Origin of the sequence: Mumia sp. Pv4-285 (assembly GCF_041320275.1) — a bacterium.
Taxonomy (GTDB): domain Bacteria; phylum Actinomycetota; class Actinomycetes; order Propionibacteriales; family Nocardioidaceae; genus Mumia; species Mumia qirimensis.
The window spans coordinates 4,060,070-4,073,992 of record NZ_CP162023.1 but is presented as its reverse complement, the minus strand read 5'-3'; the positions used below and the strand labels follow the sequence as shown (position 1 = coordinate 4,073,992).

General features: G+C 68.1%; 10 protein-coding genes. 7 read left to right on the top strand and 3 right to left on the bottom strand.

Translation table 11 applies throughout. From position 1 onward, the window contains the following. The first annotated feature begins 4 nt into the window (after positions 1-4). The 3 genes from AB3M34_RS19565 to AB3M34_RS19555 all read left to right on the top strand — a co-directional run bounded on the left by AB3M34_RS19565 (position 5) and on the right by AB3M34_RS19555 (position 2,744). Positions 5-775, top strand: a complete 771-nt coding sequence (locus AB3M34_RS19565) for a type III pantothenate kinase (protein ID WP_370616459.1) — start codon at positions 5-7, stop codon at positions 773-775. 121 nt (positions 776-896) lie between these two features. Further along, positions 897-2,354 (top strand): lysine--tRNA ligase, encoded by a 1,458-nt coding sequence (gene lysS, locus AB3M34_RS19560; protein ID WP_370620073.1) that lies wholly within the window; start codon positions 897-899, stop codon positions 2,352-2,354. Positions 2,355-2,405: 51 nt separating this feature from the next. Further along, positions 2,406-2,744 (top strand): histone-like nucleoid-structuring protein Lsr2, encoded by a 339-nt coding sequence (locus AB3M34_RS19555; protein WP_370616457.1) that lies wholly within the window; start codon positions 2,406-2,408, stop codon positions 2,742-2,744. Positions 2,745-2,784: 40 nt separating this feature from the next. Here the strand turns inward: AB3M34_RS19555 and AB3M34_RS19550 are convergent, their stop codons facing one another. After that, entirely contained in the window at positions 2,785-3,654 is an 870-nt protein-coding gene (locus AB3M34_RS19550; protein ID WP_370616455.1) for an FkbM family methyltransferase, read from the bottom strand. A gap of 78 nt (positions 3,655-3,732) precedes the next feature. Next, on the bottom strand, positions 3,733-4,812 hold the full coding sequence (gene wecB, locus AB3M34_RS19545; RefSeq protein WP_370616453.1) for a non-hydrolyzing UDP-N-acetylglucosamine 2-epimerase: 1,080 nt from the start codon (positions 4,810-4,812) through the stop codon (positions 3,733-3,735). Between the two features lie 80 nt (positions 4,813-4,892). Here wecB and AB3M34_RS19540 point away from each other — a divergent pair, with 80 nt between their 5' ends. Together AB3M34_RS19540 and AB3M34_RS19535 are read left to right on the top strand one after the other, a co-directional pair. Continuing rightward, on the top strand, positions 4,893-6,152 hold the full coding sequence (locus AB3M34_RS19540) for a nucleotide sugar dehydrogenase (RefSeq protein WP_370616452.1): 1,260 nt from the start codon (positions 4,893-4,895) through the stop codon (positions 6,150-6,152). A 27-nt stretch (positions 6,153-6,179) separates the two neighbouring features. Continuing rightward, the gene (locus AB3M34_RS19535) at positions 6,180-8,861 is read left to right on the top strand and encodes a bifunctional glycosyltransferase/CDP-glycerol:glycerophosphate glycerophosphotransferase (protein WP_370616450.1); all 2,682 of its coding nucleotides are present in this window, start codon (positions 6,180-6,182) and stop codon (positions 8,859-8,861) included. 20 nt (positions 8,862-8,881) lie between these two features. On the opposite strand, the gene AB3M34_RS19530 is transcribed toward AB3M34_RS19535, so the two are convergent. Beyond that, a complete protein-coding gene (locus tag AB3M34_RS19530; protein ID WP_370620071.1) occupies positions 8,882-10,963 on the bottom strand; it encodes a glycosyltransferase in 2,082 nt (693 codons plus the stop codon). 90 nt (positions 10,964-11,053) lie between these two features. On the opposite strand from AB3M34_RS19530, the gene AB3M34_RS19525 reads away from it, so the two are divergent. Both AB3M34_RS19525 and AB3M34_RS19520 read left to right on the top strand, forming a co-directional pair. Then, the gene (locus AB3M34_RS19525; RefSeq protein ID WP_370616448.1) at positions 11,054-12,784 is read left to right on the top strand and encodes a class I SAM-dependent methyltransferase; all 1,731 of its coding nucleotides are present in this window, start codon (positions 11,054-11,056) and stop codon (positions 12,782-12,784) included. A 44-nt stretch (positions 12,785-12,828) separates the two neighbouring features. After that, positions 12,829-13,914, top strand: a complete 1,086-nt coding sequence (locus tag AB3M34_RS19520; protein ID WP_370616447.1) for an acyltransferase family protein — start codon at positions 12,829-12,831, stop codon at positions 13,912-13,914. The last annotated feature ends 9 nt before the right edge of the window (positions 13,915-13,923 follow it).

Genomic DNA, 13,923 nt, shown 5'->3' with positions numbered 1-13,923 from the left:
GACCGTGACTCTGCTCTGCCTGGACGTGCGCAACAGCCAGACGGTCGTCGGCGTCTTCGAGGGCGACCGGCTGACGAGGAGCTGGCGGGTGGCGTCCCTCGACTCCCGAACGGCCGACGAGTGGCACCTTCTCCTCCAGGGACTGCTCGCCCAGTGCGACGTCGGCCCGGTGCAGGCGGTCGCCCTCGCGTGCACGGTGCCCGCCGTCCTCCACGAGATGCGCCTGCTGCTGGAGCGCCAGTACGCCGAGTGCGCCGTCTCGATCGTCGAGCCGGGCACCCGGACAGGCGTCTCGATCCTGATGGACAACCCCCGCGAGGTCGGGGCGGACCGCATCGTCAACGCGGCGGCCGCCGGCGTCCTGTACGCGGGTCGTCCGTGCATCGTCGTCGACCTCGGGACGGCGACGACGTTTGACGTGATCGACGCCCACGGGCGCTACGTCGGCGGGGCGATCTCCGCCGGCATCGGCATCTCGCTGGATGCGCTGGCCCGACGCGGGGCGCAGCTGCGGTCCGTCGAGCTCGTCCGCCCCCGGGGCGTCGTCGCCAAGAACACCGTCGAGGCGATCCAGTCGGGGATGGTCTTCGGGTTCGCCGGGCTCGTCGACGGGATCGTCACGCGGATGATCGAGGCCCTCGGGGCAGACGACGTGACGGTCGTCGCGACCGGGAGCAACGCCGACGTCGTGCTCGGCGAGTGCACGACGGTCACCGCGCACGAGCCCGACCTCACGCTCATCGGCCTGCGGATCGTCGCCGAACGCAACGCCTGAGCGGTGTCACCGCACGAGGCGGTGACACCTCCGGCGGACGGCCGCCACGAGGGTGCCCACTACCCTGGTGCGCATGACCGACGCCGTCCCGACCCAGCACACTGACGACCTCCCGGAGCAGATGCGCGTCCGGCTCGAGAAGCGTCAGCGCATGATCGACGCCGGCGTCGCCCCGTACCCGCTGACGGTCCCGTACACCCACACGATCACCGAGATCGTCGGCGCTCACGACGCCGACGTCCTCGGTCCCGACGCTCACACGGGGCTCGAGGTCGCCACCGCCGGCCGGGTGATCTTCCTCCGCAACACCGGCAAGCTCTGCTTCGCCCGGCTGCGCGAGGGCAACGGTAGCGAGATCCAGGCGATGCTCTCCCTCGCGGAGGTGGGGGAGGAGTCGCTCGCCGACTTCAAGGCGCTCGTCGACCTCGGCGACCACCTCGCCGTGGAGGGCGAGATCATCACGAGCCGACGCGGCGAGCTCTCGATCGCCGTCCGCCGGTGGCAGGTCGCCGCGAAGACGCTCCGTCCGCTCCCGAACGAGCACAACCCGCTGTCCAGCGACCTGCGGGCGACGATGCGCTACGTCGACCTCGTCGTACGCCCGGAGGCCCGCGAGATCGTCCGGGCGAAGGCGACGATCCTGCAGTCCCTGCGGCGTACCCTCGACGGTCGCGACTTCGTCGAGGTGGAGACGCCGGTGCTGCAGTTCACCAACGGCGGGGCCGCCGCCCGTCCGTTCAAGACGCACATGAACGCGTTCGACCAGGAGATGCTGCTGCGCATCGCGCTCGAGCTGCACCTCAAGCGTGCGCTCGTCGGTGGCGTCGACCGGGTCTACGAGATCGCCAAGACCTTTCGCAACGAGGGCGTCGACAACACCCACAACGTCGAGTTCGCCATGCTCGAGGCCTACCAGGCGTACGGCGACTACCACACGATGGCGGACCTCCTCCGCGACCTCGTCCGCAACGCGGCGCGTGCGCTGGACCGTACGGTCGTTCCCGGACGCGACGGCACCGAGATCGACCTCGAGGCCGACTGGCGCTGGGCGAGCATCCACGAGCTCGTCGGCGAGGCGGTCGGAGCCGCCGTCGACGTCGAGACCGACGCGGACACGCTGCGCAAGCACGCGGCCGAGCACGACGTCGCGCTGCGCGACGGCTGGGGCGCCGGGGAGATTGTCCTCGAGCTGTTCGAGAAGCTCGTCGAGCACACGCTGATCCAGCCGACCTTCGTCGCCGACTATCCGCAGGCGGTGCGCCCGCTCGCCAAGCCGCACCGCAGCAAGCCGGGGTTGGCAGAGGCGTTCGACCTCATCATCAACGGCGTCGAGCTGGCTCCCGCCTACTCGGAGCTCAACGACCCGGTGCTCCAGCGCGCCATGCTGGTCGAGCAGGCCGAGCTGGCCGCTGCCGGCGACCCGGAGGCGATGGAGGTCGACGAGGACTTCCTGCGCGCGCTGGAGTTCGGCATGCCCCCGGCCGGCGGGATGGGGCTGGGGGTCGACCGCCTGGTCATGCTCCTGATGGGAGTCGGAATTCGGGAGGCAATTCTTTTCCCCGCAGCACGCGAGGTGTGAATTTATGAATACGGAATTGTCGCCGAAGAAAAGGCGGCGTATATTCCGAGCATGGCCCAGAAAATTCAGGTGATCCTGGTCGACGACATCGACGGGGGCGAGGCGGAGGAAACGATTTCCTTCGCACTCGACGGCGTTTCGTACGAGATCGATCTTTCGGCAAAGAATGCGAAGAAGCTTCGGGACGCGGTCGCCCCGTACGTCGCCGAGGCGCGCAAGGCCCGCGGCGGCCGCCGGCGTGCCGCCGGCACCGCCCCGCGGCGCCGTGGCTCGTCGACCGGTGCGTCCGCAGCCGACGTGCGCGAGTGGGCCCGCGAGAACGGCTACGAGGTGTCGGAGCGCGGGCGCGTCTCGGAGGAGGTGCGTTCGGCGTACGAGGCTGCGCGCTGACGGCGCGCGGCATCGAGACCGACGACGCCTGCAGAGGCGGTCAGTCCGCCTCGCGGCTCCCCAGCTGCCCCGGGACGAGCAGGACGTCGGTCGTCTTCCTGATCGCGGCGATGTCGACCGGCCCGCCGTCGAGATCGCGTGCTTCGTACCCGAGGTTTGCGAGCTCGTCGAACACAGCCAGCTCCTCGTCCCACGCGGGGTGAGTCTCTCCCCAGCCGATCTCGCAGAGAATCACCGGCAGAGCTGCCCAGGAATGCAGCGCCGGGAGGAGCCCGCGCAGGACGAGGTACTCGGCGCCCTCGACATCGATCTTGACGAAGTCGGGGACATCGGAGATCCCAGTTCCGCTGAATGCGCGGATCGCGATCGGGGCGGTGGTCATCTCGGGCTGCGTCTTGTCGGCGATGAGTGTGTTCCAGCCGAGGTTCCCGTCGGCAGCGACGAAGATCTCTGTGGTCTCGTCCTCTGCGCCCAGCCCATAGGCGTGGACGACAGCGGTGTAGTCCTTGCCGGAAAGGTTCTCGGTGCAGAGGTCGGCGAGATTCTTCAACGGCTCGAAGAGGTGGACGGTGCCGCGGAAGCCGACCGCATCGGTGAGCACCTCGGTGAAGAAGCCGACATTGCCACCGACGTCGAACACCACTCCGTCGGCCGGCACGTAGGGCCGCACGCTCTCCGCGAGGCGTTCGTACGTGGGGCGGCGTCGCTCGAACCAGGCTCGTGCCGTCGTCGCGTCGACCGTCGCGCCCGACGGGGGAGCCGCCGGAGCGGCCGGGCGGGACTGCGCGGCGGGACGCGAGGGCCGCTTCGTCGGCGGAGCGCCGCCGAGTCGCCTCAGCCTCTGCCAGGCCTTGTCGCCAACGATCGGCTTGACGATCTTTGCCGCAGCGCGCTTCACGGATGAGCTCACGTGGACTCCGTCCCGGGGGTGTGGATCGGATCACACTACCGAGGAACGGAGAGCCTGGAAAGGCTGCTTCGTCGTGTGTCAGTCGAGCAGGCTCACCACGTCGCGAGCGATGCGTTCGCCCGCGTGGCCATCCCACAGCGGCGGGATCGGCCAGGTGGTGGGCCGGCCTTCGGCGAGTGCCTTGGCAGCGGTCGCGGGAAGCGACGCAGGAGTGACCAGCTGGTTGGTGCCGTCCGTGATGGTGACAGGACGCTCGGTGTTCGGACGAAGGGTCAGGCAGGGCACGCCGAGGACCGTCGTCTCCTCCTGGATGCCGCCGGAGTCGGTGACGACCAGCGCCGACTCTGCAACCAGTCCGAGGAACTCGGTGTAGCCGACGGGATCGATCGCGTGGACGTTCGGGTGAGCGAGGAGGCCCGACTGCTCCAGTCGCGCCGCGCCACGCGGATGAAGCGGTAGCACGACGTCGACCTCGTCAGCGACCGCCGAGAGCGCGGCGACGAGCGGGGTGAGCGCGGCAGGATCGTCCACGTTCGCAGGACGGTGGAGGGTCGCGACGGCGTACCTGCCCGAGAGACCGAGCTGGTCGCGAACGCGCGAGCCGTCGAACCGGTCGCGGTGCGCCAGGAGCGTGTCGATCATCGGGTTGCCGACCAGCCGGATCTTGTCAGCGCTGACGCCCTCGTTGCCGAGGTGCGCGACCGCGTCGGCACTCGTCGCGTAGAGCCGGTCGGCCAGACGGTCCGTGACCACCCGGTTGATCTCCTCGGGCATCGTCCAGTCGAAGGAACGGAGGCCCGCCTCGACGTGCGCGATCCCGATTCCCAGCTTCGAGGCGACGAGCGCGGCGGCCAGGGTGGAGTTGACGTCGCCGTAGACCATGACGAGGGCGGGACGGTCCTCCAGCACGACGGTCTCGAGCGCGGTCATGATCGCTGCGGTCTGCGACGCGTGGCTCCCCGAGCCGACTCCCAGGTTGACGTCGGGCTGAGGAAGCCCGAGCTCGCGGAAGAACACCGCGGACATGTTGTCGTCGTAGTGCTGACCGGTGTGGACGAGCTTCTGCGCGACACCACGGTCGGAGAGCGCGGCGATGACCGGAGCAGCTTTGGGGAAGTTCGGCCGCGCACCGGTGATGTGCATGACGAGGTCGGACATGGTTCCTTCTGGGCTGGACGTGAGGGCGGGGTGGATCCCTGTGTCAGACTTGGGCGCGAAACAGGGAAAGAGGTTCTGAGTTGACCACTCTAGTCATCGTGGGCATGGGCTACGTCGGCCTGCCCCTGGCACAGCAGGCCGTCCGCAAGGGCTTGGACGTGATCGGACTCGATACGTCGAGCCGCGTCGTCGACGGCCTCACCGCCGGCGTCTCTCACGTCGACGACCTGAGCGATGCCGAGATCTCCGAGATGCTCGACGGCGGCTTCCGAGCCACGACGGACAGCTCGGTCGTCGCGACGGCCGACACCGTGGTCATCTGCGTTCCCACACCGCTCGGCCCGGCCGGGGGTCCCGACCTCGGCGCCGTGCTGGCGGCCGGACGCTCCATCGCACTTCACCTCTCGACCGGGACGCTGGTCGTCCTTGAGTCGACGACGTATCCGGGCACGACCGACGAGGTCCTGCGGCCAGTTCTCGAAGAGGGCTCGGGCCTCACGGCCGGGGAGGACTTCGCCCTCGCCTTCTCGCCCGAGCGTGTCGATCCGGGCAACCAGACCTTCACGATCGCAAACACACCGAAGGTCGTCGGAGGCCTCACGGAACGGTGCGGCAAGCAGGCTGCCGAGTTCTACGCGCAGCTCGTCGAGCAGGTCGTTCCCGCCCGGGGAACCCGCGAGGCGGAGATGGCGAAGCTTCTCGAGAACACCTACCGCCACGTCAACATCGCCCTTGTCAACGAGATGGCACGGTTCTCCCACGAGCTCGAGATCGACTTCTGGAACGTGATCGATCTGGCCGCAACCAAGCCTTTCGGCTTCCAGGCTTTTCGGCCGGGGCCCGGCGTCGGCGGCCACTGCATCCCGATCGACCCGAACTATCTGTCGCACCGCGTCAAGGAGCAGCTCGGATATCCGTTCCGGTTCGTCGAGCTCGCGCAGGAGATCAACGCTGGGATGCCCCGCTACGTCGTCCAGCGCATCCAGGACCTGCTCAACGAGGACGCGATAGCCCTGCGAGGTGCTGGGGTCCTGCTCCTCGGCATCACCTACAAGCCGGACATCGCAGATCAGCGTGAGACCCCTGCAAAGCCTCTTGCGGAGCAGCTGCTCGCCCAGGGTGCGGTGCTGAGCTATCACGACCTCTACGTCGACGACTGGGAGGTCGAGGGTGCGCGCCCGGTCGGGCGCGACTCGGTCATCGAGGCTGCCCGGTCCGCGGACGTCGTGGTTCTCGTCCAGAACCATGCCGGTTTCGACCTTCCCGCGCTGTCGGGAGCGGCGCGCCGGTTCCTGGACCTGCGTGGCGTCGTCGACGAGCCAGGTGTCGAGCGTCTCTGACCTGGTGCCGGGCGGTCCTCGGCTCGCGTGCTCTCGTGTGCCGATGCCAGGGCGGATCCGACAGGTAGGTACGATCGTCCTTCGTCCGGCCTGGCACCGGTCTCCTCTGTGCGAAATCCAACGGAAGGTCTTGTCCGAGTGGACGAATCACCGCGACCACGATTCTCGATCGTGTCTGCTGCGTACGACGTGGCGCGCTACCTCCCCGACTTCATCGCGTCGATCGAGCTGCAGATGGCGGAGAATCCGGGGCTCATCGAGGTCATCATGGTCGATGACGGCTCCAGCGACGACACGCTCGCGGAGCTGCGCGCGTGGGAGGCCAGGCGACCCGGGGCCGTTCGGGTCCTGACCCAGCCGAATGCCGGACAGGGTGCCGCTCGCAACGCAGGTCTCGAGGTCGCCCTCGGAGAGTGGGTGACGTTCCCGGACCCCGATGACATCCTCGATCCAGGTTATGTCCGCAGCGTCGTCGAGTTCCTCGAAGGCGATGACGACATCGACATGGTGGCCACCAACCGCGTCCTCTTGAACGACTCGACCGGAGCCATCGCCGACAAGCACCCGCTCCGTCGCCATTTCGCGGCCGGCGATCGCGCTCGTCGTCTGGCCGCGTTTCCCGACCACTTCCACGGAAGCGCGCCGGCGGCCTTCTACCGTGTCGACCGTCTCCGTGAGAGCGGATTGCGCTTCGATCACCGGATTCGCCCCAACTTCGAGGATGGCCACTTCAGCAGTCGCTACCTGCTGCTTGTGCCCGATCCCAAGGTGGCATTCCTGGCGACGGCGCGCTACCAGTACCGCAAGCGCAGTGATCAGAGCTCAACCCTCCAGAGCTCGCAGCGACACCCTGGACGCTTCACCGCTGTCCTCCGTCACGGCTACCTGGACGCCCTCGAGACGGCGGAGCGCGAGTGGGGCCACGTGCCCGAGTGGCTGCAGAACTTCGTCTTGTACGAGCTGAGCTACTACTTCGCGGCGGAGGACTCGGGGTCGAAGGTCGTCGCCCCGGCGTCGGAGGCCGACGAGTTTCACGCCCTGATGAGGCGGATCGTCCGATACCTCGATCCGGAGGTTGTGGAGTCGTTCTCCGTCGTCCCACTGCGGGGCGCCGCCCGCGACATCCTCCTGCATGCCTACCGCGACGAACCCTGGGTCTCCTCGTACGCCCTGGCAGATCGTCTCGACTCCCGGCAGGGGCTTGTACGCATCGTCTACCGGTTCACCGGAGAGACGCCCGACGACCAGGTCCTGTCGGGCGGCGAGGTCACCACGCCGGCGTACACCAAGGTCCGTGCGCTCTACCACCACGGTCGTCCGTTGCTGCGCGAGCGCATCCACTGGGTGCCGGCAGCGCGTGCGTTGCGACTGGTCGTCGACGGTCGCGTGCGCGAGCTCAGGTTCTCACAGCCGCCAGTCCCGGCGAGATCGCTCTCACCGGCGCGTCTTCGACAGGCTCTGCAACCACGTCGCAAGGTTGGTGGCACGACGAGCGGCGTGGCGTGGCGAGATCGTCTTCTCCTCCGTGTGGCTCGGAGCCGACCTGTGAGTCGGCGGTTGCGAAAGTCATGGGTGCTGATGGACCGCATCCACAACGCTGACGACAGTGCCGAGCATCTCTTCCAGCACCTGCGGAGCACCCGTACGGACATCGACGCCTTCTTCGTCGTCCAGCGAGGGACCCCGGACTGGAAGCGCCTCCGCGCAGCGTACGGCCGCAGGGTGGTTGCCCATGGGTCCGTCCTGTGGAAGCTCCTCATGCTCAACTGTCGACACCTGGTGTCGTCGCACGCCGACATCGCCGTCTGCCGCCCGCCGGCGATCACGTCGCTCGCGACGCCGGCCTACCGCTTCACCTTCCTGCAGCACGGTGTGATCAAGGACGACCTGTCCAGCTGGCTCAACCACCGACCGCTCGACGTGTTCGTCACGAGCACGCAGCAGGAGCACGCCTCGATCGTCGGGGACGACACCCCGTACATCTACACCGGGCGCGAGACGAAGCTGACGGGCTTGCCGCGCTTCGACCTGCTGTTCGAGCAGGGTCAGCGGTTCGGGCCTGCGCAGCGAGACCTGGTGCTGGTCTGCCCGACGTGGAGGGTGTGGCTGGTGCCTCCGCTGAAGAGCGGCTCTCAGCGCAGGGAGCTCGTGGACGGTATCGAGGAGACCGACTACGTGCAGGAATGGTTGGCCGTGCTGCGCTCGAAGGAGCTCGCCGACGCCGCCGCCCGCCACGGACTCAAGCTTGCTTTCCTGCCGCACCCCAACATGGACGTGCTCGCGGGGAGGCTCGATCTACCGGCGCACGTCGAGGTCATGAGCTTCGAAGGCCGCGACGTCCGCGAGCTCTTCGCTCGGTCGGCTGTCCTGATCACCGACTACTCGTCGGTGGCCTTCAACGCCGCCTATCTTGATCGGCCGGTCGTGTACTTCCAGTTCGACCGGGAGCGCATGACCCAAGGAGGGCACGTGGGGCGCGCCGGCTACTTCGACTACGGCCGTGACGGGTTCGGCCCAGTCACGGAGACCGCGGACGCCGCGGTGGCCGCCGCGGTCGACATCGTCGACCGCGGTCGCACGCCGGACCAAGTCTTCCTCGACCGCGCCGCAGCCACGTTCCCGCAGCGTGACGGCCGTTGCCGCGAGCGCGTCGTGGCCGCGATCGAGGAGTCGTCCCGGAAGTACCGGGCGCCCGCCGCCGACGAGTGACGGTCGGCGCCCGGCCTCCCTCACTGTGAGACGGGCTCGAGACCTCGATCGTCGAGCATGCGGCGCACCTCGCCGACGGCGGCACCGGCGTCGCCGAGGGGCGATCGATAGGTCGTCGGCATCGTCGACAGGATGCTGCCCTCCTCGACGACAGCCCAGACGTCGCTCCCGCTTCCGGCGTAGTCGGACCACTTCGACGGGAGGAACGGGTTGACGTCGAAGTGGTCGCGAGTCCTCGCGTCGTTGACGAGGAGAACGTCCATGCGGGTGGTCAGCTCGAGGAACTCGAAGTAGGAGACGTACGGTTTGGCGACCACTGTGTCTGCCAGACCGTGCGTGGCGAGCTCCTTGGCCAGCGTCGTCGGATCGCCTGTGAAGACGTGGAGGCGGACTTTTGCCCGCTCTGTCGGCGCGAGCGCCTTGAGCGCGTCGACGACCTCAGTGAGGCCTCGCGTGGCATAGAAGGCGCCGAAGTAGGCGATGTTGAGAACTCCGGTGCCGAGCTCGTACTCGCCGTCGACGCGATGGTAGAAGTGCTCGGGAAGCGTCGGGTGGTGGGAGACCTGCGAGCGCTCCAGGACGCGTTCGACCAGCTGCTGCTCGGGGAGGTAGCCGAGCATGATCGTGCGCTGGTGCTCGTTCGTGAAGACGATCTCGTCGGCGAGCGCGTACGCCAGAAGCTCGACGAGGTGGGGAATGTTGCGATCCGCAGGTGCGTCGATGCCGACAGCCGCCAGTCCGGCGGCCAGCTGCTGCCACAGGGCATCGTCCTTCGCCTGTCCTACACGACGCTGCCCGTAGGCGTTGAAGAGCTGCGGGTCGGAGAACTCTGCGATCCAGCGGAGCTCGGGTCGATGGAGCTTGAGGAGGGCCGCGACAAGGTTCGAGCCAGGCCACATGGTCCGGCTGTAGACGCTGCGGTAGAGGCCCTTCTCGTCCTCCCACTCGGCTACCTTGGCCAGCGCCTTGCGGGTGAACGCCTTCAACGGTCCCCACTCGAAGGCCGCGGTGCGGCTATCGATCTGGAAGGTCTGATCGAGGTTCTCGCGTGCGATGACGCCGGCGGCCCAGTCGATGGGCTTGTCCGCCCCCATCTTGTTGGACACGACGTCGACGACGACACCACGATCACGGATGCGGCGCGCGGCCACGAGCGCGCTCGTGTCGGCGTACGGCAGGAACGAGTACAGGATGCCGAGGTCGCGCGCCAGCCCGGCGTTGAGTCGACGCCACGGGATCGCGTCCTCGAGGCCGCGAGCGCGGATGTCCGCGACGACTCGCGCGTGGTCGTCCGGCTCGAGGCGCAGGTGGGCGTTGACGAGAGAGATCTGTCCGGCGATGAACGATGAACGGAGCTTGCGGCTGCGGGGATCCTGGGCATCGCGCGACCAGAGCCGCTCGATGACGTCGAGGCGCTGGGTCACCGAGAAGTCGTAGGAATGGGCCTGCCGGGAGACCGAGTTGGCGACGACGTGACGGAGGTAGACGCCGTCGGAGTCGAGGGCGACGGGCCTGATCCGGAACGGGGCCGCCTCGAACACGTCGAACCAGTAGAGAACGTCCTCGCCGCTGCGAAGAGAGGTGTCGAACCTGCCTGCACGGGCCACCGCGGTCGGGATGATCTTGCCGGCGACGAATCCGAGCGAGGACGGGAGCGACGTCGGGTCGGTCACGTCACCTGCGTGAGTGACGAGACGGTTCGAAAGGTAGTTGTCGAACGAGGGTGCAGCGCGGTCATGCGTGACGTCGGCAACGGTGGCGACGGGGACGATCCCGAGCCCGGCGTGGCCGAGCAGTGCCTTGAGATAGCCCGGCGTGACCTCGTCGTCGGCATCCACGAACGTCACGGCTCGCCCGGCGGCAGCGTCGAGGCCGAGGTTGCGCGCATTCCCTGCCCCCGAGGTGGTCGACTCCACGACACGCACTCGGAGGGCCGGAAACTCCGTGCGGACATCGTCGATGACCGTCCGGGACTCGTCCTCAGGTCCGTTGAGGACGACGACCACCTCGAACTGCCGCGGGTCGAGAGTCTGCCGCGCAAGAGAGCCGAGGCTGGTGGGCAGAAGCTTGGCGCCGAGATAGCTCGGGACGATGACGGACACCGTCGGCTGATTGCGGCGGTCGTGCTGAGTCAAGTTTCCCCCGGGGGCGTTCGAGGCAGGGCCGGTCAGGCCCGCGATCGAGCCCGTGCAATGCTATCCGAGGCCCGGTTGCGACCGGCGCATCGGCGACGAGGAGGACACGTGGACGGTAGGCACGGCATCCATGTTCGGGGCCGGCTCGTCCTGGTCTCCGACCAGCCTGGGACGACCGTAGGCGCACTCCGCGACAGCTGTGACGATCTCCTTGTCGTTGACCAGGAGATCCCCCGCAGCGTCGGAGTGGAGTCGGGAATCCTGGTGTCGGGCAGCGTTTCCTCCGACCTCGTCGCGCTTGCGGTCGCACGCGTCGCTGACGATCCGCAGCTGCAGCTCTTGGTGGACCTGGGCCGTCTTCAGGGGGATCTGAGCTCGTTCGCTCCACTCGGTGTCGAGGGCGTCGGTTGGCTCGGTGACGTGCCTGTCATGGCGTTGTCGGTCGGATCGTCTCGTTCTGCGAGCGAGGTCGACGACCTGTGGGCGCGCCTGCTGGTGGAGGATCCTCGGCAGGCGACGGAACGTGAGCCCGAGGAGGTCGCGCGTCTTCATGCTGTCGTCGCCGATCTGCGCAACATCCTGGAGGACAAGAACGAGCGACTCGCGGCTCAGCGGGAGCGCGTTCAGCGCGTCCGGGAACGCCTCAAGCGCGAGAAGGCTGCTCGTGCCAAGGCTGAGCGCCGGCGGGACGCGGTCGAGAGGTCTCGTGGGGCCCGTGCAGGACGGGCGATGGCGACGTTGACGAGACGTCTGGGAGGCCGCCGAGTCGTCGCTGCCGCGGCTGCTGTGGCGTTCGTCGTCGTCGCGGTCGTGGTGGGATGGCTCGCGGCGGTCGGCGGCATCGGCACGGGGATCCTTGCTGCGCTCGGTTTCGCCGGTGCGGTCGTCGCTCTCGCTGTCGTCCTGTGGGCGGTGCGGCGTACCGGCTCCACCGCCCGAGGACAGAGTCACGCCGTTCGAAAGGCCCTCGAGAACCTGGTTGAGCGCCACCACGAGCTCGCCGACGAGCTCGAGGCGGAACGGACCCGGCACGCAGAGGAGTGGCAGGACATCCTTGTCTCGATGCGACGCCTCGAAGCGGGGCAGTCCCGCACGGCGACCGCGGTGCGGACCCTCGAGACGAACCTGACCAAGGATGTCAGCAGGCGGACCGTCGAGAACTCGGCACAGCTTGCCCAGATCCAGTCGGCCATGCATCTCTTCTCGCTCCTGCCGGTCGAGGGCAGGATCCCCGCCATGGGTGGCTGGGCGGCTTCTCCAGATCTGGTGGAGGTCGTCGTCGACGAGCTGATCTCCCGCCGTCCCTCGCTGGTGGTGGAGTGCGGAAGCGGTGTCTCGACGCTGTGGTTCGGTCTCGCCATCCGTCATTTCGGTCTCGACTGCAAGGTTGTCGCACTCGAGCACCACGAAGGGTTCGCGGAGCAGTCTCGCGGTGTCCTCGCCCGGCACGGCCTCGGCGACATCGCAGAGGTGCGCGTCGCGCCGCTGACCGAGGTCGACGTAGCCGGCTACCACGGACGGTGGTACGACCCCGCTGCGCTCGAGACGCTCTCCGATGTGGGGTTGCTCCTCGTCGACGGTCCGCCCGCCGCAACCGGCGTTCACGCTCGGTTCCCGGCCGTGCCGATGCTGCGCGATCGTTTCGCCTCCCGGGTTTCCGTCGTCCTCGACGACATGATCCGCAACGATGAGCAGGAAGTCGCCCAGATGTGGGAGGGCCTGCTGCCTGATTTCTCGCGGGAAGACCTCCGGCTGCAGAAGCGAGCGACGGTGTTCCGGCGGGGTTGACCTACCCTGAGTGCGGCTCGAGCGATGTGGCACAGTGGACGATCGTGTTGCCTTCTTCCCGCATCGAGCCCCGTGCGACTGCTCCTGCGGAGATGCGCGACCCCTATCTCGACAACGTCAAGGGCGCGCTCATCACCCTTGTCGTCGTCGGCCACGGGTTGGGTCAGGTTCTCGCTGCGCCGGGAGCGTGGGACGTCTACTTCGCGATCTACCTCTTCCACATGCCCGCGTTCGTCATGGTGTGCGGGATGTTCGCCGGACGGAGCCTCGACGGTCGCCGAGCCAGGGGCATCGTCCGTAGCATCGTCGTCCCGTACGTCCTGTTCCAGGTTCTGTACATGGTGTCCTTCCGCGCGCTCGGCGATGGTGCGGTCGAGCTCTCGGGGAACCAGCTCCTGACTCCGCTCTACCAGCTGTGGTTCCTGCTCTCCCTGCTGGCGTGGCGCCTCCTCGCGCCGCTTTTCGCCCAGCTCCGACCGTCGGTGGCGATCGGGCTCTCGCTGGCGATCTCCGTCCTCGGTGGCGCTGCGTCGGACCTCGGATTCCTTCTCTCGCTCAACCGGACGTTCGCCATGCTGCCGTTCTTCGTCATCGGTCTCTGCCTGACGAGGAGGAGCCCGCACCGCATCCCGCCGCGTGCGGGCCGGGTCGTAGGCTGGATCGTCCTCGCACTGCTGCTCGTGCCCCTCGCTCTCTATGCACGAGACCACGGGATGATCGGTTGGCTGGGCTACATCGCGCCCTTCTCCGCCTACGGCATCGGGATCGGCGAGGCGACGTTGACGCGGCTTGCGGTGCTCGCTGCCGGAGTGGTTCTGGCTGTTGCGTTCGTCGCCGTCCTCCCGCGACGCGCAACCCCTGTGCTTACCGCGGTCGGCGCCGCGTCGATGTACCCGTTCCTCGTCCACGGGCTCGTGATGAAGGCGTTTGCTGCGAGCCCGCTGAACGAGCGGGTGGACGATGTGGTCGGCCTCGTCGTCGTCGTCGCCGGGTGTGTCATCCTCACGATCGCCCTCGCGTCGCGGCCGGCGCGAGCCTGTCTCCGTCCGCTCGTCGAGCCGCGGTGCGACTGGCTGTTCGGGAACGAGAACGTCCGCCCGGAGACCCGGGAAGCGGTCCGCGCGACCTAGCGTCTGCCC